Annotated in this window: 18 protein-coding genes; 12 read left to right on the top strand and 6 right to left on the bottom strand. The window is 71.8% G+C overall.

The features are described from left to right. Positions 1-179 precede the first annotated feature (179 nt). From HD593_RS47305 to HD593_RS64820, 8 genes are read left to right on the top strand one after another with little or no spacing between them, the layout of a single operon-like run. Positions 180-1,568, top strand: coding sequence for an extracellular solute-binding protein (locus HD593_RS47305; RefSeq protein ID WP_246547110.1), 1,389 nt, complete (start codon positions 180-182; stop codon positions 1,566-1,568). Next, positions 1,543-2,481 carry a carbohydrate ABC transporter permease gene (locus HD593_RS47300; RefSeq protein WP_312904244.1) on the top strand — a complete coding sequence of 313 codons (939 nt, stop codon included), beginning with the start codon at positions 1,543-1,545 and terminating at the stop codon, positions 2,479-2,481. Before HD593_RS47305 ends, HD593_RS47300 begins: the two co-directional genes overlap by 26 nt. Beyond that, positions 2,478-3,296 carry a carbohydrate ABC transporter permease gene (locus HD593_RS47295; RefSeq protein ID WP_185109440.1) on the top strand — a complete coding sequence of 273 codons (819 nt, stop codon included), beginning with the start codon at positions 2,478-2,480 and terminating at the stop codon, positions 3,294-3,296. Before HD593_RS47300 ends, HD593_RS47295 begins: the two co-directional genes overlap by 4 nt. Further along, positions 3,296-4,360 carry an ABC transporter ATP-binding protein gene (locus tag HD593_RS47290; RefSeq protein ID WP_185109439.1) on the top strand — a complete coding sequence of 355 codons (1,065 nt, stop codon included), beginning with the start codon at positions 3,296-3,298 and terminating at the stop codon, positions 4,358-4,360. The genes HD593_RS47295 and HD593_RS47290 overlap by 1 nt, the downstream gene beginning before the upstream one ends. After that, positions 4,357-5,535, top strand: a complete 1,179-nt coding sequence (locus tag HD593_RS47285; protein WP_185109438.1) for a CehA/McbA family metallohydrolase — start codon at positions 4,357-4,359, stop codon at positions 5,533-5,535. The genes HD593_RS47290 and HD593_RS47285 overlap by 4 nt, the downstream gene beginning before the upstream one ends. Then, positions 5,526-6,419, top strand: a complete 894-nt coding sequence (locus tag HD593_RS47280; RefSeq protein WP_185109437.1) for a TIM barrel protein — start codon at positions 5,526-5,528, stop codon at positions 6,417-6,419. The genes HD593_RS47285 and HD593_RS47280 overlap by 10 nt, the downstream gene beginning before the upstream one ends. Continuing rightward, positions 6,416-7,495 carry a Gfo/Idh/MocA family protein gene (locus HD593_RS47275; protein ID WP_185109436.1) on the top strand — a complete coding sequence of 360 codons (1,080 nt, stop codon included), beginning with the start codon at positions 6,416-6,418 and terminating at the stop codon, positions 7,493-7,495. Before HD593_RS47280 ends, HD593_RS47275 begins: the two co-directional genes overlap by 4 nt. Further along, the gene (locus HD593_RS64820) at positions 7,492-10,212 is read left to right on the top strand and encodes a glycoside hydrolase family 38 N-terminal domain-containing protein (RefSeq protein ID WP_185109435.1); all 2,721 of its coding nucleotides are present in this window, start codon (positions 7,492-7,494) and stop codon (positions 10,210-10,212) included. The genes HD593_RS47275 and HD593_RS64820 overlap by 4 nt, the downstream gene beginning before the upstream one ends. A gap of 65 nt (positions 10,213-10,277) precedes the next feature. Here HD593_RS64820 and HD593_RS47265 read toward each other — a convergent pair whose 3' ends face one another. Further along, positions 10,278-12,104, bottom strand: a complete 1,827-nt coding sequence (locus tag HD593_RS47265; protein ID WP_185109434.1) for a tetratricopeptide repeat protein — start codon at positions 12,102-12,104, stop codon at positions 10,278-10,280. Further along, positions 12,101-13,033, bottom strand: coding sequence for an SIR2 family NAD-dependent protein deacylase (locus HD593_RS62745; RefSeq protein ID WP_185109433.1), 933 nt, complete (start codon positions 13,031-13,033; stop codon positions 12,101-12,103). Before HD593_RS62745 ends, HD593_RS47265 begins: the two co-directional genes overlap by 4 nt. A gap of 258 nt (positions 13,034-13,291) precedes the next feature. Here HD593_RS62745 and fxsT point away from each other — a divergent pair, with 258 nt between their 5' ends. Next, complete coding sequence (gene fxsT, locus HD593_RS47255) at positions 13,292-15,853, top strand: FxSxx-COOH system tetratricopeptide repeat protein (RefSeq protein WP_185109432.1); 2,562 nt, start codon at positions 13,292-13,294, stop codon at positions 15,851-15,853. A 93-nt stretch (positions 15,854-15,946) separates the two neighbouring features. Here the strand turns inward: fxsT and HD593_RS47250 are convergent, their stop codons facing one another. The 3 genes from HD593_RS47250 to HD593_RS47240 all read right to left on the bottom strand — a co-directional run bounded on the left by HD593_RS47250 (position 15,947) and on the right by HD593_RS47240 (position 18,850). Next, positions 15,947-17,089, bottom strand: coding sequence for an aKG-HExxH-type peptide beta-hydroxylase (locus HD593_RS47250; protein ID WP_185109431.1), 1,143 nt, complete (start codon positions 17,087-17,089; stop codon positions 15,947-15,949). Further along, complete coding sequence (locus tag HD593_RS47245; RefSeq protein WP_185109430.1) at positions 17,086-17,271, bottom strand: hypothetical protein; 186 nt, start codon at positions 17,269-17,271, stop codon at positions 17,086-17,088. The genes HD593_RS47250 and HD593_RS47245 overlap by 4 nt, the downstream gene beginning before the upstream one ends. A gap of 121 nt (positions 17,272-17,392) precedes the next feature. Next, a complete protein-coding gene (locus tag HD593_RS47240; protein ID WP_312904242.1) occupies positions 17,393-18,850 on the bottom strand; it encodes a PucR family transcriptional regulator in 1,458 nt (485 codons plus the stop codon). Between the two features lie 70 nt (positions 18,851-18,920). Between HD593_RS47240 and speB the strand changes: the two genes are divergently transcribed. From speB to HD593_RS47225, 3 genes are read left to right on the top strand one after another with little or no spacing between them, the layout of a single operon-like run. Beyond that, positions 18,921-19,853: an agmatinase gene (gene speB / locus HD593_RS47235; RefSeq protein WP_185109428.1), complete on the top strand. Its 933-nt coding sequence runs from the start codon at positions 18,921-18,923 to the stop codon at positions 19,851-19,853. After that, the gene (locus tag HD593_RS47230; protein ID WP_185109427.1) at positions 19,850-21,355 is read left to right on the top strand and encodes a purine-cytosine permease family protein; all 1,506 of its coding nucleotides are present in this window, start codon (positions 19,850-19,852) and stop codon (positions 21,353-21,355) included. The genes speB and HD593_RS47230 overlap by 4 nt, the downstream gene beginning before the upstream one ends. Next, positions 21,355-21,969 (top strand): cyclase family protein, encoded by a 615-nt coding sequence (locus HD593_RS47225; RefSeq protein ID WP_185109426.1) that lies wholly within the window; start codon positions 21,355-21,357, stop codon positions 21,967-21,969. Before HD593_RS47230 ends, HD593_RS47225 begins: the two co-directional genes overlap by 1 nt. Here the strand turns inward: HD593_RS47225 and HD593_RS47220 are convergent. After that, positions 21,966-22,460 (bottom strand): Lrp/AsnC family transcriptional regulator, encoded by a 495-nt coding sequence (locus HD593_RS47220; RefSeq protein ID WP_185109425.1) that lies wholly within the window; start codon positions 22,458-22,460, stop codon positions 21,966-21,968. The two genes, HD593_RS47225 and HD593_RS47220, sit on opposite strands and share 4 nt — an antisense overlap. Between the last annotated feature and the right edge of the window lie 127 nt (positions 22,461-22,587).

Raw genomic sequence — 22,587 nt, 5'->3', positions numbered from 1 at the left:
CCCCGTCCGAATCCTGGTCCTTCACTACCCGGTATACCGGGTAGTGAAGATCGCCCCGCGTGGGCAAAGGCGCAGCATGTGGGCACGTCCTCGAATAACGGCCAGGTCTTTACGTCATATGAATGTCATGACATATTGGCCCATGGCCTCCTCCCTTAAGGACACGTCGGAGGGTTTGCATGGCATTGCGGAAACGGTCGATGGGTGTCGTCGCGGTCATCACAGCCGCCGGTCTGGGGCTCGCCGCGTGCGGCCAGTCCTCCGGCGGGGGCGGTGAGACCATCGAGCTGACGATCGCCCAGAACGCCATCGCCGGCGGCAAGAACGCGGCCGCGGCGCAGTACATCGCCGACTGGGTGATCCCCAAGTTCGAGGCGGCGCAGAAGGCGAAGGGGAAGGACGTCACGGTCAAGTTCGTTCCCAGCGGCGTCGACGACGAGCAGTACAAGACCAAGCTCTCCCTCGACCTCAAGTCAGGCAAGGGCGCGGACGTGATCGACATCGACGGCATCTGGGCCGGCGAGTTCGCCGAGGCCGGCTACATCAAGCCGCTGTCGGAGCTGGTCGGGGCCGAGGCCGAGAGCTGGGACGGCTGGGCCCAGATCCCCGAGGCCGTGCAGGCCATGACCGAGTTCAACGGCAAGAAGTACGCCCTGCCCGTCGGCACCGACGGCCGGGTGCTCTACTTCAACAAGAACCTGTTCGCCAAGGCCGGGCTGCCGGCCGACTGGCAGCCCAAGAGCTGGCAGGAGATCCTCGACGCCGGCGCCAAGCTCAAGTCCTCCGGCGTGCCCGTGCCCATCCAGATCAACGCCGGCACCGCGATGGGCGAGGCCACCTCCATGCAGGGCGTGCTGCCGCTGCTCGCGGGCGCGGGCGGCGAGGTGCAGAAGGACGGCAAGTGGACCGGCGCCTCCCAGCCGCTGAAGGACGCGCTCGGCCTCTACCAGAAGATCTACGGCGGCGGCCTCGGCGATCCCAAGCTCCAGCAGGAGGCCAAGGGCCGCGACAAGTCGTTCCAGCAGTTCGCCGAGGGCAAGATCGGCATCCTGATGGAGGGCGACTACTTCTGGCGTGGCGTGGTCAACCCCAAGACGGGCGTGGCCAAGATGGCCGACCGCGACCAGACCGTCGGGTACGCCATGATCCCCGCCATCGAGCCCGGCAAGGGCATCAAGGGCCAGGACTTCGTCAGCATGTCCGGCGGCGCCCTGCGCACGGTGAACCCCAACAGCAAGCACCCGAAGGAGGCGTTCGAGCTGCTGGCCTTCACACTCTCCCCGGAGGCGCTGAAGGAGGAGACCAAGGACGGCAACGTCCGGATCACTCCGCGCGCGGACGTCAACAAGGAGATCCTGGCGGGCGAGCCGCTGCTGACGTTCATCTCGGAGAAGGTGCTGCCGGTGACGGCCTACCGCCCGCCGGTCGCGCTCTACCCGCAGGTGTCGGTGGCGTTGCAGGAGGCCACCGCCGCGGTCGCCGGCGGCACGGCTCCTGACCAGGCCGCGGCCGACTACCAGAAGAAGCTTGAGGGAATCGTCGGTGGCGCAGGCAATATCGCCTCCTGAGGCTCCCGAGGCAGACCGCGGCACGAGGGAGCACTCCCGCTACAGCTCGGACGCGGCGGGCCTGGGGAAGGCGCGGGCAGGGGTCTTCATGGCCCCCGCCCTGCTGCTGATCGCCGCCTTCCTCGTCTTCCCCGCGCTCTGGGTGCTCTACCTCGGCCTGACGAACTACCGCCTGACGGGCATCGCCGCCGCCGAGCCGCAGTTCGTCGGCCTCGGCAACCTCCTCGACGCGGTCTCGAACCCGACGTTCTGGAGCTCCACCTGGCTGACCGTGCAGTTCGTGCTGGGCTCGGCCGTCATCGGCCAGGTGGGGCTGGGCTTCACCATCGCGTGGCTGCTGCGTGACCGGCGCGGCCCGCTCAAACGGGTGGTCGAGGGTCTGGTCATCCTGGCCTGGATCCTGCCCAGCGCCATCGTGTCGTTCCTCTGGGTGGCGCTGCTCGACCGCGACGGCGGCACGCTCAACGCGCTGCTCGGCATCCCCGGCACCGCCTGGCTGCTGGACCACCCGATGTTGTCGATCATCGTGTTCAACACCTGGCGCGGCACCGCGTTCTCGATGATGTTGTACGGCGCCGCGCTCGCCAACGTGCCGCCCTCGCACCTGGAGAGCGCCCGCCTGGCCGGCGCCTCCGGCTGGCAGCAGCTCAGGGACGTCGTGTTCCCGCACATCAGAGGCCACATCCTGACGAACCTGCTGCTGATCAGTCTCTGGACGTTCAACGACTTCACCCCGTTCCTGCTCACCGCCGGCGGCCCCGACGGCAAGTCGGAGATCCTGGCCGTGCACGTGTACAAGGTCGCCCTGCAGGGCGGCGAGCTGGGCTACGGCGCCGCCGTCTCGACGATCATCCTGCTGATCAACCTGGTCGTGGCGGTGTTCTACCTGCGGCTGCTGCGGAGCAAGAAATGACGCGATTCGTCCTGGGCCGGATCGGGTTCTACACGCTGATCGCCGTGCTGCTGGCGTTCTTCACCATCCCGCTGCTGTGGCTGGTGACCGCGCCCTTCACCTCCGACCCCACGTACGAGGTGTCGGTGCCCGACTTCACCTGGGACAACTTCCGGGCGGTCGTGGAGCACCCGTACGCGCTGCCGTCGTTGTGGAACTCGGTCGTGCTGTCGGTCGGCACCGCCGTGCTGGTCGTCCTGCTCTCGGCGCTGGCCGCCTACGCGCTCAGCAGGGTGCGGCTGCCCGGCCGCGACGCCCTGCTGTACGCGCTGCTGCTGCTGTCGTCGATCATCACCGGCACGGCGGCCATGGTGCCGCTGTTCCAGCTGGCGGTGGAGCTGAACCTCATCGACTCGCAGCTCGGGCTGATCCTCATCCTGAGCGGCGGCCTGCTGCCTGCGGCGATCTTCATGCTGAAGGACTTCATGGACGCCACGCCCAAGTCGTACGAGGAGTCGGCGCGCGTCTTCGGCGCCACGCCGCTGCAGATCGTGCGGCACGTGGTGGTCCCCCTGGTACGGCCGGGGCTGGCGACCATCGCGGTGTGGGCCGTGGCCAACGTGTGGGGGAACTTCCTGATGCCGTACCTGCTGCTGAGCGACGTGGAGAAGCAGCCGGCGGCGGTGATCACGTACACGCTGTACACCGAGGGCGGGCAGGCCAACCTCAGCATGTTGTCCACGTTCGGGCTGCTCTACTCGATCCCGGTGGTGCTCATGTACCTGTTCGTCAGCAAGAAGTACGGCTTCCGCTTCCACGGAGGGATCAAGCGTTAATGGCCGCCATCGAACTACGCGGGCTGACCAAGGTCTACCCCGGCGGGGTGAAAGCGCTCGACGCGCTCGACCTGGCCATCCCCGACGGCGAGTTCTTCGCCCTGCTCGGGCCCTCCGGCTGCGGCAAGACCACGCTGCTGCGCACGATCGCCGGCCTGGAGACCGCCACCGGCGGCGCCGTGGTCATCGGCGGGCGCGACGTGACGGGTGTGCAGCCGGGCGGCCGCGACGTGGCCATGGTGTTCCAGGACTACGCGCTGTTCCCGCACATGGACGTCACGGACAACATCGCCTACCCGCTGCGCATCAAGAAGGTCGCCAAGGGCGCGCGCCGCGACAAGGCCGCCGAGGTGGGGGCCAGGCTCGGGCTCGACTACCTCATGGACCGGCGGCCCGGGCAGCTCTCCGGCGGGCAGCAGCAGCGGGTCGCGCTGGCCAGGGTGATGGCCACGCAGGCGCAGGCGTACCTGTTCGACGAGCCGCTGTCCAACCTGGACGCCCGGCTGCGGCTGGAGGCCCGCACGTTCCTCAAGAAGCTCCAGCGCGAGCTCGGGGTCACCACCGTCTTCGTCACCCACGACCAGGCCGAGGCGCTGGCCATGGCCGACCGGATGGCGGTCATGGAGGCCGGGCACATCCGGCAGATCGGCACGCCGGCCGAGGTGTTCCAGCGTCCGGCCAACACCTTCGTGGCCGGGTTCATCGGCTCCACGCCCATGAACCTGCTGGACGGCACCGTACGAGGTGACACGCTGGAGGTGGCAGGGTGCAAGATCGCGGTCCCCGCCTCCGCCGGGGGGCCGCTGTCCGACGGGGAGGAGATCGTGTACGGCGTACGGCCCGAATACCTGGCCTACTCGGCCGAGCCCGCGGAGGGCGCGTTCGGCGGGCAGGTGGCCATCGTGGAGAACCTGGGCGCCTCCCACCTGGTGACCCTCGACGTCAACGACGTGAGCGTGCAGGCCGTGGTGCCCGAGGGCAGCGAGCCCGCGGTGGGCGACGACGGCTACGCGGTGCCCCGGCGTGACCGCGCGCTGGTCTACCGGAACGGAGAGCTGGTGTGAGAGGGCACTGGTCGCTGGACGACCGGCTGGAGCGGATCCTGCGCGAGGTGCCGTTCGAGGTGCCGCAGGGGACGGCCGCGGTGCACGTGAAGCTCTCCTACGACAGGTCGCAGGGGGTGATCGACCTCGGCTGCGGCGCTCCCGGCGGCTTCCGCGGCTGGTCGGGCGGCGCGCGCGACGAGTACACCGTCACCCGCGACTGGGCCACTCCCGGCTACCTGCCGGGCGAGCCCGAGGCCGGCACCTGGAACGTGTGGCTGCGGCTGCACCGCATCCCGCCGCAGGGCCTCGACTACACGCTGGACATCACCTGCGAACCGGCCGCGCCGCCCGAGCCGGCGGCCGAGGAGCCGCCGCACGGCGCCCGGCCGCCGCGCCGCGACATCCCGGACGTGGACGGCCTGCGCTGGTACGCCGGGGACTTCCACGCCCACACGCTCCACAGCGACGGCAGCCTGACCATCGCCGAGCTGGCCGAGCTCGCCCGCGGGCGCGGCCTCGACTTCCTGGCCGTCACCGACCACAACACGGTCAGCCACCACCCCTGGCTGAGCAAGATCGACCGCGACATCACGCTCATCCCCGGCCAGGAGGTCACCACCGACCGCGGCCACGCGAACGTGTTCGGTGACGTCGGCTGGGTGGACTTCCGCGAGCCCGCCGACTCGTGGGTGGAGCACGCCGAGCGCGCGGGCGGCCTGATCTCGATCAACCATCCGCTCGGCGGCGACTGCGCCTGGCTGCTGCCGATGAGCCGCCGGCCGCGCGTGGCCGAGGTGTGGAGCTCCGGCTGGTGGGACCGCCGCTGGGGCGCGCCGCTGGCCTGGGCCGACGCCTGGCGCGACGACGTGATCGCCATCGGCGGCAGCGACTTCCACAAGCCGGGCTCCGACGGCCTGCCCGGCGCGCCCACGACCTGGGTGCTGGCGGAGGACCCCGCCGCCGTCCTCGACGGCGTGCGCGCCGGGCGCACCGCCGTGTCCACGGGCCCCGACGGGCCGCTGCTGCTCAGGCTGGGCGACGAGCTGCTCGTCCTGGACGCCGACGGCCTGGTCCTGGTCCGCCCCGACGGCACGCGGCAGGTCGTCCGCGGCGAGCGGGTGCTGCTGCCGGCCGTCGACGGACAACACCGGCTGGAGTCCTACGAGAACGAGGTGATCGCGCTATGCGCGTGAGGAAAGTCGCCAACGCCCCCGTGAGCTTCGGCGTGTTCGAGTTGAGCGACGGCCCGCCGCCGCTGACCGCCGACGAGATGGTCCGCGCGCTGGCCGAGGCGGGTTACGAGGGCATCGACTCCGGGCCGATCGGCTACCTGGGCACCGGCACCGAGCTGGCCGACCGGCTCGCCGGGGCCGGGCTGCTGCTCTGCGGCGGCTGGGTGGACCTGCCCTTTCACGACGCCGACGGGTACGACAAGGCGCTGCCCACCCTGACGGCGGCGCTCGACGTGTTCGCCGCCGCGCCTCCAGGAGACCTCCCGCCGCGGCCCACGATCGCCTGCCCGGGCACGCCGGAACGTTTCGCGCGGCCCGGCGGGACCGCTCCAGGGCTGCCGGCCGCCGAGTGGCCCGCGTTCGCCGCCCGGATCCAGGACACGACCGAGCGGTGCCGCGAGCGCGGCTTCGAGCCGGTCTTCCACCACCACCTCGGCACCCACGTCGAGACCCCCGAGGACGTCGAGCGGCTGCTGGAGCTGACCGACGTGCAGCTCTGCCTGGACACCGGTCACCTGCTGCTGGCCGGCGGCGACCCGGTCGCGGCGCTGCGCGCGTGGGCGGACCGGGTCGGGCACGTGCACATCAAGGACGGCGACACCACGATCCTCGCCCAGGCGCTGTCCGACGGCGTGGACCTGCGCGAGCTCATGGGCCGCGGCGGGTTCGCCCCGCTCGGCGAGGGCGAGCTGGACCTGCCGGCCGTGGTGCGCACGCTGGACGAGATCGACTACGCGGGCTGGATCGTGATCGAGCAGGACACCCTGCCCGGGCGGCGCACGGTCGCCCAGAACATCGCCGACCAGGCGGCCAACCGCCGGAAACTGAAGGACTTGGGGCTTTGAGAATCGCGCTGGTGGGTTGCGGCGCCGTGACGCAGGCGGTCTACGTGCCGCTGCTGTCGCGGCGGCGGGACCTGTTCGAGGTGAGCGCCGTCTGCGACCTGTCGCGCACGCTCGCCGACGCCGTGGGCGACCGGCTGGGCGCCGCCCGGCGGTACACGGCGGTGGCGGACCTGCTGGCCGACGGCGGGTTCGAGGCCGTCGTCGTGCTGGCGTCCGGCTCCCACGGCGAGACCGTACGGCAGGCGCTGGCCGCCGGGTACGCCGTGCTCTGCGAGAAGCCGCTCGCGCTGACCAGGGCCGAGGTGGCGGCGCTGCCCGAGGGGCGGCTGATGGTCGGCTACATGAAGCAGTACGACCCGGCCGTGCGCCGGGCCGAGGAGGTGCTGGCCGAGCTGGGCGGGCCCGAGGCGATCAGGGCGGTCGAGGTGACCGTGCTGCATCCGAGCGGGGAGTCGCAGCTCGCGTTCGCGAACCTGACGCAGGCGGGCGACGTGGACGCCGGCCTGCTGGCCTCGCTGCGCGCGGCGGAGCGCGACCTGGTGTCGCGGGCGCTGGGGGAGGAGGCTCCGGAGCAGGTGCGGCACCTGTACGGGGTAGCGCTCGGCTCCATTTGCCACGACTTGTCGCTTATGAGGCGCTTTACCGGCTCTCCTGCGGAAATTTCGTATGTTGACATGTGGGGGGCCGCGCCAGGCTCCATCGAGATCTCCGGCCCCCTGCCGGTACAGGGCCGCTTCTCCATCCGCTGGCACTACCTGGAGGACTACCCCGCCTACCGCGAGACCGTGGCCATCCACCACGACCGGGGTTCGCTGGAGCTCGTCTTCCCCTCGCCGTACCTGATGAACGCCCCGACCACGCTCACCGTGGTGTCCGGGGGCGAGAGCCGTACGCACTGGCGCGACGTGACCGAGGCGTTCGAGATACAACTGGCCGCCTTTCATGCTTACGTGAACGATGGCAAGCCACCGCTCACCGACGCGGCCGGCGGGCTGGAGGACATCGTCACGGCGCAGCGCATCGCGGCACGCTACGCCGTTCTGAACGATCTGCCCTTGGGAGGCGAGTCAGCGTGAGCACGGATATCGTCGTCGTACCGCACACGCACTGGGACAGGGAGTGGTACGAGCCCTTCCAGCGTTTCAGGCTGCGCCTGGTCGCACTGCTCGACGAGGTGCTCGACACGATGGAGCGCGAGCCGGACTACCACTTCACCCTCGACGGGCAGCTCGCCTGCGTGGACGACTACCTCGAGGTACGCCCGGAGAACCGCGATCGCGTGGCCGCCCTGGTGCGGTCGGGGCGGCTGGCCGTGGGGCCGTGGCAGATCCTGCTCGACGAGTTCCTCTGCTCGGGCGAGAACATCATCCGCAACCTGGAGCTGGGCATGGCCAGGGCGGACAAGCTGGGCGGCGCCATGCCGGTCGGCTACCTGCCCGACATGTTCGGCCACACGGCGCAGATGCCGCAGATCCTGCGCAAGGCCGGCCTGCTGCACGCCTGCGTCTACCGGGGCGTCCCGGCCTCCGTCACCACCGACGCCTTCGCCTGGGTGGCGCCCGACGGCACGGCGCTGCGCACGCAGTACCTCCCGGCGGGCGGCTACGGGAACGGCGCCTACCTGTTCCAGGACGGGGAGGGGCTCAAGGAGCGGGCGGCGGGGTTCGTGCGCACCATGCGGGAGTGGCACGGGCCCGAGGGGTCGCTGCTGGCCATGTACGGCACCGACCACTCCGCGCCGGTGCGCGGGCTGCCGGAGATGGTGGCCGAGATCGGCGCCCGCATGGACACCCTGTCCGGATACATCGGCGCCTATTCGGGTGAGGTGGAGGGCCTGCCGCGGGTGCGCGGCGAGCTGCGCTCCCACGCCCGCGCCAACATCCTGCCCGGCGTCATCTCCATCCGCCCGCACGTCAAGCAGGCCATGAGCCGTGCCGAGCGGATGGTCGAGCGGTACGCCGAGCCGCTGGCCGCGCTCTGGGGCGAGGAGTGGCCCGGCCGCTTCCTCGACATGGCGTGGTGGCGGTTGGTGGACGCCAGCGGCCACGACTCGGTGACCGGCTGCGGCGTGGACGACACCGCCCAGCAGGTCGCCGCCCGCATCGCCGAGGCCGAGCAGCTCGGGCAGGCCGTCCGCGACCTGGTCACCGCCCGCCTGGCCCGGGCGGTGCCGTCCGACGGCGTGCTGATCGTCAACCCCACCCCCGGCGCCCGGCGCGGCGTCGTGGTCGTGGACGTGGCCGGCACCGACCCGCTGGTGGCCCCGTCGGGCGCGCCGGTGCCGGTGCAGCCGCTGGAGTACGCGGCCACGCTGCTGCTCGACGAGGAGATGGACCCGGCCACGGCGCTGAGCTTCGTGCACGGCACCGAGCTGTACGGGCAGCACATCACCGGCTGGACCATCGAGGACGGGACTCTCACGTTCACCGTGGCCAGGGAGACCTCCATGGTGACCGACCTGGACGAGCTGCGCGCCGCCATCGGCGGCGTGACCCGCGTCCGCATCGTCGCCGAGCCCCGACGCACGGTGGCCGCCCTGGTGGAGGCTCCGCCCCTCGGCCACACGAGCCTGCGCCCCGCACCGCGCGACCACGTGTACGGCGAGGCGCAGACCTCTCCCGGCACCCACCACCCGTCCTGCTGGCTCAGCTCCGACTCGGCTCCCCTGCCGGTGCGGGGCGACGAGGAGGTGCTGGACAACGGGCTGCTGCGGGTCACGATCGCGCCCGACGGCACCCTGACGGTGGTGGGCCAGGACGGCACCACGGTCACCGGTGCCGGCCGGCTCGTGGACGGCGGCGACGTGGGCGACACCTACAACTACGCGCCGCCGGCGGCCGACATGATCGTGTCGGAGCCCGTGGACGTGGAGACCGAGCTGATCTGCTCGGGGCCGCTGGTGGCGATGGTGGACGTGCGGCGCACGTACCTGTGGCCGGCCTCCGGCGAGGGCGTCGAGGGCGCTCCCGAGGTGCCCGCCGCTGCGCGCTCCGCCAGGATGGAGGAGATCGCCGTCACCACCCGGGTCGAGCTGCGGGCGGGGGAGCCGTTCGTACGGCTGCGGGTCGAGTTCGACAACCGCTGCGCCGACCACCGGGTGCGCCTGCACGTCCCGCTGCCGGCGGAGGCCACGCAGTCGTACGCGGAGGGGCAGTTCGCGGTCGTCACCCGCGGGCTCACCGCGGAGGGCGGCTGCGGCGAGACCCCGCTGCCCACCTTCCCCGCCTCCTCGTGGGTGGCCGCGGGAGGCGTGGCGGCGCTGCTGGAGCACGTGACGGAGTACGAGCTGGCCGATGGGGAGCTGGCGCTCACGCTGCTGCGCTCGGTCGGTTACCTCTCCCGCAACCGCAACGCGCTGCGGCCGGAGCCGGCCGGGCCCCAACTGCCCACTCCCGCGGCGCAGTCGCGCGGGGTGCGGGCGGTGAGCGTGGCGCTGATGCCGTACCAGGGGTCGTGGGGCGAGGTGGTGCCGCAGGCGGAGGCCTTCCGGCATGACCTGCTGGTGGTGCCGGGGCTCGGCGAGCGGTTCCTGCCGCTGCCCGAGCCCGCGGCCGGGCTGTCGGTGAGCGGGGACGGGGTCGTGATGACCTCGCTGCGCGAGCGCGACGGCCGGCGGGAGCTGCGCGTCGTGGCGCTCACGGGCGAGGACACCGAGGCCGTGATCAGCGGGAGCTTCACCCAGGCGTGCCGCGCCGACCTGCGGGGACGCCCGGGAGAGCAGCTCGACGTGACAGATGGGACGCTCCGGCTGCCGCTCGGCGCCTGGGAGATCGCCACGGTGCAGCTGTCGTAACGGCACAGGCGGGAGATCGCGACGGTCGACGGTGCGGCTGTCGACGGTGCGGCTGTCGTAACGGCTCAGAGGCCCAGGCGGCGCTGGGCCTCCTCCCGGGCCGCCCTGGCGCGGTCCTCCTCCGCGCGGGGCAGGCCCAGGGCCAGTGCCCGGTCCAGGTCCGCGAGCGCGCCGCGGAAGTCGCGCAGCGCGATCCGGACCCGGCCCCGCCCGTAGAGCGCGCGGGCGGCGTTGCGGTCGAGGTCGAGGGCGTCGTTGTAGGCGGCTTCCGCGTCCGCGGGCGAGCCCGCCTGCCAGAGCGCGTAGGCCAGGAGCGTGCGGGCGCTCACGTCGCCGGGCATCCTGGCCACCGCCTGCCTGCCGAGATCGACCGCCTCGTCGGCCTCCCCCATCGACAGGGAGACCTCGGCCAGCGCGGTCAGCACCTGCACGGTGGACAGGGCGTCCTGCTGGCTCTCGAACTGCGAGCGGGCCTCGTTCAGCGTCTGCTTGGCCGCCTCCAGGTCGCCCTCGATCCTGGACACCTCGGCCTGGAACGCCAGCAGGTTCGCGAACTGCCGCTCGTCGCCCTGCTCCAGCGACCGCCTGGCCGCCACGGAGGCGAAGCGATGGGCCGAGATGAAGTTGCCCTCCCCGAGCGCGGCCTCGGCGGCGGCGCGGAAGTCCGCGGGCGTGTGCTCCTGCGGCCTGCCGCGGGCGGGCACGACGTGGTGCGCGCGGTTCGCGGTGCGCACGGCCTCGACCAGCCGCTCCTGCCCGAGCTGGTACCAGAGGCTGCGCGCCCGCTGCTCCTCGGTCAGGATGTGCCGGGCCACCAGCGCGTCCACCACGGGGTTGGGCATGTCGGCGGTCTGCGTCAGGCCGCGGTAGGCGGTGCCGCGCGTGCCCCGCTCGGTGATGAACGTCGTCTCGATCCAGTCGCGCAGCTCCGGCTCCGGCACGCCGGTCTCCATGCTCACGTCGCGCACGGTCCGGTCGAAGTACCCCGCGAGGATCCCGGCGAGGTCGCCGAGCTGGGCCAGCCGGTCGGGGGTGATCGCGTCGTCGCCGTCGTCCAGGCTCGCCCACAGCGCCGCGCAGGCGATCTGCAGCTCGAACGGCGACACCCGGTCACTGACGATCTCGACGCTGGTGCCCAGCCGGTCGGTGTACGTGGTCGTCCGCAGCCGCTGGACGAGCTGCTCGGCCACGCCGGCGGCGTACCGGCGGCCGCTGCCCGACGCCGGCCCCGTCACCGCCGACACGGCCGACGGCTGGTCCAGCCCCTCCAGGCGGACGTAGGCGAAGGGCTGCGGGCTCAGCAGCCCCTCGTACGAGCTGAGCGTGGCGAGCTGGTCGTCCCGCACCACCAGCAGCAGGTTGAGCGGCAGCTCGCGCAGCGCGCCCGCCAGCTCGGCGACGAGCCGCTCCCGCTCCTGGACCCGGGCGGGGAAGGCGGTGAACAGCTCCTCCATGTGGTCGATGGCGGCCAGTACCCGGCGGGGTGCGGTATCGGCGATCACGCTCTCCAGCGCCGCACCGACCGCCTGCTCGGGGTCGGGGGCCTGGCCGGCGGGGGTCCAGCTGCTGATGAGGGTGAAGCGGTAGCCGCCGGGGCCCGACGAGAGGGCCAGCGGCCAGGTCGGCTGGTGGATCAACCGGCCCACCGGCAGCACCAGCGTGCGCGCGGGCCGCGGCTCCTCCTCCAGCAGCGGCAGCACCCCGGCGTGCAGCAGGGACGTCTTGCCGACGGCGGCCGGGCCGTGCAGCACCACCACGCGCTCCGACAGCCAGGCGTCGCGCAGGTGGCGGGCCTCCTCGGTGCGGCCGTGGAAGAGGGCGGACTCGGCCCTGCGGAAGGGGCGCGGGCCGACGTACGGCTCGGCGGTCCTGTCTCCTGGAAGGGCCGTCATGGCTTCTCCCGCAGTCCGGCGGCGAGCTTGTCGTTGAGCGAGCGGGGGGTTTCCCACAGGATGCGGATGCTCTGGGCCTGGAAGTAGCGTTCGAGGTACTCGCGTTCGTCGCCGGGATGGTCGTGCGGGTTGAGCTGGATGCTCGTGTGCTCCCTGCGCATGGTGCCGAGGAGGCCGTGCAGCAGCGTCCTGAACATGACGTGGAAGGTCCAGTCGCGCAGCCCGTACCCGATGAACAGCAGCGCCTTGGTGCGCAGCGCGGTGCGGATCGGGTACGGCAGCAGGGTCATCGGACGGCCCCCGGACGAGGAGGCGCTGCTGTGCCTGCCGTCCTGCGCCAGCCGGACCAGGAAGTCGAGGTAGTCGTCCTCGATGAGGACGATCGAGTGCGGCTCCTTGTGGTGGCCGTGCAGGTGGAAGACGAGAGGGCGCTCCTCGCACGGGACGTAGTCGGATTCACGGAAGGGGCTCCCGGTCCAGTCGTCGGGGGACATCGCGTACCAGGGGAACAGATCCCAGGTGGGCCGCTTTCTCGCCTGCTGTAATGCCAGGAACATGAAGTCGTCGTAGTTGGTGGTGATGTAGAGGGGGAGAGGGTATCGCGCCAGCACGGAGTGCACCGGGAATTCGTCCGTCGCGGCCGGTGGGACGGCGTGTGCGAACTCCTCGTTGAGGAATTCGCGTTTGGTCCTGATCGCGTCGCGATAGTGCATGGTGGCCGCATACTGCATCACCCGCGCCAGATCGCCGGTGTCGCCGGACGGGTACCTGATCCTGGCCGCCCACTTCCTGGCGAGCTGGCCACCGAGCGGGAGCCGCTCCGCGCTGGCTCCCGCGCCCAGAAAAGGGACGCAGTCTCCATTGTTGAGATCCCCGATCAGCAGGTCCCAGGCGTCGTCGTTCTGGCCGTCGGCGTCACCGGTGCGCACACGCCACCGCCTTCCGGGGTAAGGGCGGCTCGGGTGCTCAACGTTACAGACGTTCCATGAAAGAGCCGCCGCCGTCAATAGCCGGGAATAGTCGCCCGATAACTCAGGGTTAGCTGCAACATAAACCGATATATGACCATAATTCTGGCAGGCTGGGACGGAGTAAGGGGACTCTCCCCGATGTGAGAGACGCGAGATCGACGGACGCATTAAGGTCGAGGACAACGGGCTGGACGGCGACCAACGGCGGTGATCGTGATGGAGCACGGGGCACGCCAGGACCGACGACTCCCCATCTGGGGCCGCGAGATCCCGTACCGTAATCGCTACTTCACCGGCCGTGAGCGAGAGCTGGCCGAGCTGCGCGAGCGGCTCGCGCTCGACTCCACCGCGCTCGTCGGCCAGCCGCCGCAGCCGATCTACGGCATGGGCGGCATCGGCAAGACCGAGATCGCGGCCGAGTACGCCCACCGCCACAGCGAGGACTACGACCTCGTCTGGTGGGTCAGGGCCGAGCAGGAAGAGACGATCATCAACGCGCTGATCGGGCTCGGCCGCAAGATGGCGCTGAACGGCTTCCGCCCCGACGACCGCGACTACTCCGCCAAGCTCGTGCTGTCCGCTCTGGCAGCGCACGACCCCTTCGAGCGCTGGCTGCTGATCTACGACAACGTCGAGAGCGCCAACGAGGTCCAGAACTACCTGCCCAGCGGCGGCGGCCACGTCATCATCACCACCCGCGACCGCCACTGGCGCCGGGCGATGAACCTGGACGGCATCGAAGTCGGGGAGTTCCTGCCAGAAGATACGGTCAAGTTCCTGCACAAACGGGTGATCGCGTTGTCCGGGCGGGGTAGTGAGCGCTCCGTGGACGCCGAGGCCGAAGCGCAGGACCTGGCGGGACAGCTCGGGAACCTCCCGCTGGCCGCCGAGCACGCCGCTGCCTACCTGAACGAGACGGGGACCAGCATCACCGAGTATCTGGCGCTGTTCCGCGACAACGCCCACGCGCTGCTGGCGAGCTCGGTGGACATCAAGTATCCCCAGACGGTGGCCACCACGTGGAGCGTCTCGCGCAACAAGATCTCGCCCGAGGCCGACGCGCTGTTCCGGCTGCTGGCGAGCCTGTCGGCCGAGCCGGTCGCCGAGGAGCTGCTCGTGCAGCCCACCGTGGCGGCGAGCCTGCCCGAGCCGCTCAGCCGGGTGCTGAGCTCCGTCACCGACTTCCGCCGCGCGGCCAGGGAGCTGGGCCGCTACTCCATGCTGAAGCTCGACGGCGTGCGCAATGTGGTGCAGCTCCACCGCGTGGTGCAGGCCGTGACCAGGGACCGCATGGTACGCGAGGACCCCGAGGCCGCCGCCCGCTACCGCGAGGCCGCGCACCTCCTGCTGGCCGCCTCCGACCCGCGCGCGGTCGACCGGGAGGACAGCGAGCAGATCTACCAGCGCTCCCTGCAGCACCTGGTGCCCTCGAAGGCGACCGAGTCCGGCGACCCCAACGTCCGCAGGCTGATCATCAACCAGGTCGAGCAGCTCTTCCGGCGCGGCGGCCACCAGGAGAGCCTGCGGCTCGGCCTGCCCACGCTGGAGTCGTGGCGCGAACGGTTCGGCCCCGACGACAAGCACACGCTGGCCCTGGCCCTCCAGGTCGGCAACGCGCTGCGCGTCTCCGGCCGGTGGGAGGAGAGCCAGCGGCTGCTGGCAGACACGCTGCGGCGGCTGCACGACGGCTTCGGCGAGCTGGACCCGGTCTACCTCGACTGCGCCCGGGTCCACGGCATCGGCCTGCGCCTGCTCGGCCGCTACGCCGAGGCGCTGCAGAACGACCAGAAGCTGCTGCCCCTCTTCGAGCGGGAGCTGCGCCCCGACCACCCCGACACGCTGCGCATCCGCAGCAACGTCGCGGTGAGCCTGCGCTGCCTCGGCCGCTTCGCGGAGGCGCTGGAGTACGACGACGAGACCCTCGCGGAGAGGCTGCGCATCTTCGGCCCCGTCGAGCGGCCCACGCTGAGCTCGCAGTTCGGCCGCGCCCGCTGCCTGCGCGGGCTCGGCCGCTACGAGGAGTCGCTCGACCTGGTCAGGAGGATCAGCAACGCCCTGGAGCGCGGCAACTACCCGTGGAACCAGTTCCGCCTGCTGGTCGCCATCGACTTCGGCGTGGCGCTGAACCGCGTGGGCCTGTACGAGGACGCGTTCGTCCAGGGGCGCAAGGCCCTCGACCTGCACCAGTCGATCCTGGGCAAGGAGCACCGCCAGACGCTGCAGTCGGCCACCAACCTCATGAACGACCACCGGCTCACGGAGGACCTGGCCGGGGCCCAGAGGCTGGGCGAGGAGACGGTGGCCAGCCTGGAGAAGGTGGCCGGCACCGACCATCCCAACACGCTCATGGCCTGCTCCAACCTGGCCATCGTGCTGCGGGTGCGCAACAACCCGGACGCGGCGCGCAGGCTGAGCGAGCGGGCCGTCGAAGGGCTGATCGCCGACCTGGGCGAGGACCATCCGAACACGCTGATCGCCATGCACAGCCTGGCCAGCGACCTGGCCGCACTGGGGGAGGTGCGCAAGGCCAGGAGCCTGGGCGAGAAGGTGCTCGAACGCAGCCAGGACACGCGGGGCGCCGACCATCCCAACACGCTGGCCGCCATGGCGAACCTCGCCCTCGACCGTAACGCCGACGGCGACAAGGACGCCGCGGCGCGGTTGCGGGAGGAGGCGCTCGACCGGTACCGGAACTCGCTGCTGCCGGACCATCCGCACGCCCGGCTGGCCGCGCAGTTCGGGCGCATCAACATGGGCATCGAGCCGATGAACGACTGAACCCGCGTTTCCCGCCGTGGTTCCGGCGCGGAGCGGTTTCCGGCCGTGCTTCCGGTGCGGAGCGGTTTCCGGTCGTGGTTCCCTTGCGGAGCGTCAGACGCGGTGCCCGGGGTTGGCGGCGAGCCAGCGCGCCCGGTGGGCGGCCCGCAGCTCGTCCGCGCGGCGCTCGGCCGCGGCGGGAAGGGGCTCGCGCAGCCACGGGGCCAGCCGTCGCAGCAGGCCGTCCACCAGGCGCGAGCCCGCCGTCGTCAGGCCGCCCGAGCTTGCCGCCCGGCTGAGCGCCTCGAAGGTGATGGCGCGGCGGTGGGCGAACTCGGTCTCCGCCCGGCCCGGCTCCCGCGGTGACGGCACGCCGCACTCGGTGCGCCAGAACGCGGTGATCGCGAAGTTCGCGAAGCAGCCCTGCACCAGCGCGCCCAGCGGCCGGGGGTCGGAGCGCCACGGGGCGTACCAGCGGCGGTCGTCGCCGGGATCGACCAGCGAGGTCGTGTCCTCCACCGCACCGAGCAGCAGGTGCCACACCTCGTGCACCAGGCTCTCGGCGAACGCGAGCGGATCGGGCGGCGGCGACAGGGCGATCGCGCCGTACGCCCAGCCGGAGGTGGCGCTGAACGGCCGGCCGTGCCCGCCGCCGTCCAGGGGCACCAGCGTGGTGAAGACCCCCGCCACCGTCTGCGCCGCCGCGCGATGCCGCTCGCACAGCACCCGCCAGGCCCGGCTCAGCTCGCGCTGCCACCACACCGGGTCGGCGCCGCCCCGCCTGCCGTAGCCGGCGAGGTAGGGGTCGATCGCGTCGAGACGGACGGACAACCGGGCCGCGCCCTCCGCCACGTCGAGGAGGGGGATCGGCACGAGGCCGGACTCGGTGACCGTGCCCATCCCGGGGACGAGCGGGCCGGGAAACGGCAGGGGCCGCCGGCCGGCCCGCATGGCGGCGCCGGCCGCGAAGGCCGCCAGGTAGGCCAGGTCCGGCTCCTCGCCGCGGTCCAGCCGCCACAACGCGTCCACCGCCCAGCAGCCCACCTGGGGGAGCAGCAGCAGCTCCGCCATGAGCCGCGGCTCGTCCCGCTGCAGGCGCACAAGCTCCTGGAAGGCGGCGTCGTGGCCGGGCACCCTGCGCTGCACCGCCGCCAGGAGCACCTGGTTCCTGGCGAGCTGGAGGCCCCTGAGGCGCTCCAGCAGCGCGGGGGTGGGGTCGGCCAGGTGGTCGCAGAGCTCGTACGTGCCGGCGGTCACGGGACGGCGCCGTGGCCCGAGGCGCTGTCCTCCTGCCACAGCCGGTCCCACGGCCCTCGTCGCCCGACGATCCCGCGCACTGCCCGGTCGAGGGTCGCCTCGTCCACCTCGACGAGCTGGAGCAGCGTCAGGTCGGTCAGTTCCACGAGCCCGGTGCCGACCGCGCGAGCCGGTTGCGCCATAGAAAGTCCCTCCTCGCCCGCTGTGGCGATGATACGACGGGACTTTGGCCGAATGAAATGCCGGATAATCGGGCGTTGTTTTCGGATGCGGCCGAACTGGGGCGGTGACTATCGGGCCCGCTCAGTTGTGGAGCCCGAGCTGGCGGGCCGCGCGGATGGCCAGCCAGACCTCGGCGAAGGCCGCGCTGGAGTCGAGGTCCCTGCCGCTGAGCTCGCTGAATCGGCGCAGCCGGTAGGCCAGGGTATTGGGATGGATGTGCAGGGCCGTGGCGGCCTCGCGCATATGGCGGTTATGTTCCAGCCAGGTCCGTACGGAAGCCAGCAAATAGGAATTGTGCGCCTCGTCATAGGCGAGCACCTTGCCCAGCACGTATTCCACCAACGCGGTCAGTGTGGCCGGGTCCTCGGGCAGCCACCGGCCGGTCGTGTCGTCGCCGTACGTGACGAGCCCGCGGCCCGACTCGGCGGCGTGCGTGGCCGCCCAGGCCGCCTCCCGCTGGGCCACCCGCAGCGACTCGCCGGGCGGGAACGGGCGGCTCATCCCGGCGGCGACCCCCGGCACCGCGGCTACGGCGGGACCGAGCGCCGGCGGGCCCAGCAGGTAGTGGTCGTCGCCGCGGCGCAGCATCAGGTGCGGCAGGTCGTCCAGGGCGCGGCGCAGGGCGTCGTCGGGAACGCCGCGCACCACCAGCAGCACCGTGTCCGATTCCGTGGACAGGCCCAGGCGGGCCAGGCGGCGGCGAACGGACGGCGGGTCGAGCACGTCCTGCAGCAGCTCGGCCAGCGTCTCCGCGCCCTCCCTGCGCAGGGTCTCGCGCTCGTGCCTGGCCATCGCGACCTGGAGCGCCGCCACCGTGGCGATGTGCTGGACCACGGCCAGGCCGGCGGGGCGGGCGCCCTCGCGTTCGAAGGCCACCAGGTACCCGGCGGGGCCGCCGGGGGCCGAGACGGGCAGCACGAAGCCGCCGGGGATCGTGGGCGGGGCGTCGGGCGCGGCGGGCAGGACGGACGGCGGGGGGACGGGGACGCCGGGCAGCAGGGGGCGGCCCGAGCGGGTGGAGAGGTAGACGTCGTAGCCGGACAGGCGTTCCAGGCGCTTGAAGAGCGTGGCCGTGTCCAGGTCCTCGGCGGCCAGCCAGCGCAGCGCGCCGAAGACCTGGAGCTGGGCGCCGAGCCGGTGGCTGGCGTCCTCCTGCAGCGCCGCCGCGACCTCCTGCGCGATCGCGATGAACGGCACCGCCAGCGGCACCTCCAGCACCGGCATGCCGCGCTCCTCCGCGGCCTCGAAGAACGCCGGGTGCAGCGGCGGCACGTGGAGCTGGGCCGACAGGGCGAGCGCGGAGACGCCGGCGTCGTCGAGGCGCTCCAGGTAGGCCCGCTGCCTGGCGGCCGCCCGGGGCACGCCGATGCCGGTCGTCATGATGACCTCGGCCCCGAGCAGCCACGGCGTCGGGTCGTCCAGCTCGCTGACGTGCGCCCACGAGACCGAGCGGGCCAGCCCGGCCTCGCCCGCCAGCACGCGGAGCTGGAGAGCGGGGGAGCGGAGGAGATCCTCCACGGTGAGTTTGTGGTCGGCCACAACACACACCGTAATACTTCGTGACGACCACAATTGCCGCAGGTCAGAGGCGTGACGAACACTGAGGCGCATGAACCTCGGTCCCGTCGACTCCAGCAAGGTCCCGCGCTTCGCGGGCCCCGCCACCTTCGCCCGCCTGCCCCGCCTCGACCAGGTGGAACGGGCGGACGTGGCGGTGGTGGGCGTGCCCTTCGACACCGGCGTCTCCTACCGTCCCGGCGCCCGGTTCGGGCCCGCCGCCGTACGGGAGGCGTCCCGGCTGCTGCGGCCCTACCACCCCGGCCTCGACGTGTCCCCGTTCGAGCAGGTGCAGGTCGCCGACGCCGGGGACATCGCGGTGAACCCGTTCGACATCGGCGCGGCCATCGAGACCATCGAGGGCGCGGCCGACGACCTGGACGCCAGGCTGGTCACCATCGGTGGCGACCACACGATCGCGCTGCCGCTGCTGCGCTCGGCGGCCAGGAAGCACGGCCCCGTGGCGCTGGTGCACTTCGACGCGCACCTCGACACGTGGGACACCTACTTCGGGGCCGAGTACACGCATGGCACCCCCTTCCGCCGGGCCGTGGAGGAGGGCGTTCTCGACACCGAGGCGCTCAGCCACGTCGGCATCAGGGGCTCCCTCTACGGCAAGAAGGACCTGGAGGAGGACCGGAGGCTCGGGTTCGGCATCGTGACCGCGGCCGACGTGCTGCGGCGCGGGCTGGACGAGGTGATCGACCTGCTGCGGCAGCGGGTCGGCGACCGCCCGCTGTACCTGTCCATCGACATCGACGTGCTCGACCCCGCGCACGCCCCCGGCACGGGCACCCCGGAGGCCGGCGGGCTCACCAGCCGCGAGCTGCTGGAGATCCTGCGCGGCCTGGCCGGGCTGAACCTGATCGGGGCCGACGTGGTCGAGGTGGCCCCCGCCTACGACCACGCGGAGATCACCTCGATCGCCGCCTCCCACGTGGCCTATGACCTCGTCAGCCTGCTGGCGCTCCAGGAGAAGACATGAGCAGCGGCTCCCTCACCGAGATCGAGACCTACGGCGTCGAGCGCATCCCCGACGCCGACCGCACCGCCCGCCCCGTCGACCTGTTCAGGGTCGCCTTCGGCGGCGCCAACACGTTCGCGACGTGCGTGCTCGGCGCCTTCCCCATCCTGTTCGGCCTGTCGTTCTGGCACGGCCTGGCCGCCAGCGTGCTCGGGCTGGTGGCGGGGGCGCTGATCCTGGCGCCGCTGTCGCTGTTCGGGCCGCTCAACGGCACCAACAACGCCGTGTCCTCCTCCGCGCACCTGGGCGTGCACGGCCGGGTCGTGGGCTCGTTCCTGTCGCTGCTGACCGCGATCGCGTTCTTCTCGATCTCGGTGTGGTCGTCGGGCGACGCGCTCGTGGGCGGCGCCCACCGGCTGGTGGGGCTGCCGGACACCGACTTCTCGTACGGGGTCGCGTACGGCATCTTCGCCGTCCTCGTGCTCGTGGTCTGCGTGTACGGCTTCCGGTTCATGCTGTTCGTGAACAAGATCGCGGTCGCGGCGGCATCACTGCTGTTCGTGCTGGGAGTGTTCGCCTTCGCCGGCGACTTCGACCCGTCGTACGCCGGCGCCGTGAAGCCGGGCGACGCCCTGTTCTGGCCCTCGTTCATCGGCGCGGCCCTGATCGTGCTGTCGAACCCGGTCTCGTTCGGCGCCTTCCTGGGCGACTGGTCCCGCTACATCCCGGCGAGCACCCCGCGCGGGCGGGTGATGGCGGCGGCGTTCCTGTCGCAGGCCGCCACCATCCTGCCGTTCTTCTTCGGCCTGGCCACCGCCTCGATCATCGCCGCCAAGGCCGCCGAGTACGTGGACCCCGCCGCCCCCAACTACGTCGGCGGCCTGCTGGCGGTCTCGCCCGGCTGGTACTTCGTGCCCGTCTGCCTCATCGCCCTGATCGGCGGCATGTCCACGGGCACGACCTCCCTGTACGGCACCGGCCTCGACTTCTCCAGCGTCTTCCCCCGCTTCTCCCGGGTCCAGGCCACGGTGTTCATCGGCACGCTGTCGATCGTGTTCATCTTCATCGGCCGGTTCGCGGCGAACCTCACGCAGAGCATCTCCACGTTCGCCACACTGATCATCACGTGTACGGCACCCTGGATGGTGATCATGATGCTCGGCTACGTGACGCGGCGCGGCTGGTACGACCCGGAGGCGCTGCAGGTGTTCAACCGGCGCCAGCGCGGCGGCCGCTACTGGTTCACGCACGGCTGGAACTGGCGCGGGCTCAGCGCCTGGCTGGTCTCCGCCGGGCTGGCGCTGATGTTCGTCAACCTGCCCGGGCAGTTCGTCGGGCCGCTGGGGAACCTGGCCAGCGGGATCGACATCTCGCTCCCTGTCGGGCTGGCCGTGGCCGGGCTGCTCTACCTGGCGCTGCTGGCGCTCTTCCCCGAGCCGCGCGAGGTCTACGGGCCTGACGGGCCGCGCCTGGTCCGCTCGGCCGACACGCCGGTGCTGCCGATCGTGGAGCCGGTGACCTGATGGCGCTGCTCGACCTGTCGGTGCCGATCGAGACCGGGATGCCCGTCTATCCGGGCGACCCGGAGGTCTCGATCGGCCCGGCGCTCACCGTGGCCCGCGATGGCGTCAACGTGCTGGGCCTGCACCTGGGCTCCCACTCGGGCACCCACGTGGACGCGCCGTACCACCTCGACGGCTCGCTGCCCACGCTGGACGAGCTGCCGCTGGAACGCTTCCACGGGCCCGCCGCGGTCGTGGACGCCATGGGGCGCGCGCCGGGCTCGCCGATCGGTCCCGAGCTGTTCGAGCACGTGAGCCCGGGGGTGATCGTGCTGGTGGCCACCGGGTGGCCGTTCGGGAGCCAGGACCACCCGTTCCTCAGCGCGGAGGCGGCGTCGCTGCTGGTCGAGCGGGGAGTGCGGACGGTCGGCATCGACGCCCTGAGCGTGGATCCAACGCCTGCCGACGCCTTCCCGGCGCACGAGGCGCTGCTGCGCGCGCACGCGGTCATCGCCGAGAACCTGTGCGGCCTCGACCGGTTGATCGGGCAGCGGGAGGTCGAGGTGTCGATGTTCCCGCTGCGGATCGCCGGAGGTGACGGCTCGCCCGTGCGGGCGGTCGCCCGGGTCGGCTAGCGGGTGCCCCAGGAGTAGGTCTGCTTGCGCAGCTTGAGGTAGACGAACGACTCGGTGGCCCGTACGGCGGGGATGGCGCGGATCTTGCTGAGGATCTCCAGCAGGTGCCCGTCACCCTCGCAGACCACCTCCACGATCACGTCGAAGGAGCCGGCCGTGAGCACGACGTAGTCGATCTCCTCGATGCCGGCCAGCTCGTCGGCCACCTTCTCCAGGTCGCCCTCGCAGTTGACGCCGATCATGGCCTGCCGGGGGAAGCCGAGCGTGAGCGGGTCGGTGACCGCGACGATCTGCATGACACCGGCGTCCTGGAGGCGCTGCACCCGCTGGCGCACCGCCGCCTCGGAGAGGCCGACGGCCTTCCCGATCGCCGCGTACGGCTTGCGCCCGTCGGCCTGGAGCTGCTCGATGATCTGCTTGGACAGGTCGTCGAGCACCACCGGGCCGCCGGGGCCTGCGCTGTTCCGGCGTACGCGGGGCGGCGTCGTCATGTGAGCGGATTCCTCCTAGCGGTCCGGCGTTACGGGGGCGTTCCCGCCGGGTTGCCGTCCTGGTGCGACATGTTGTCAGTTCTTCGCGGTCTGTCAAGCGAATTCGTAGCAATTTGATATCTTCACC

It is taken from the genome of Nonomuraea rubra (assembly GCF_014207985.1).
Classification (GTDB): Bacteria; Actinomycetota; Actinomycetes; order Streptosporangiales; family Streptosporangiaceae; genus Nonomuraea; species Nonomuraea rubra.
The sequence above is the reverse complement of the archived record's forward strand: the minus strand, read 5'-3'. Positions and strand labels throughout refer to the sequence as shown.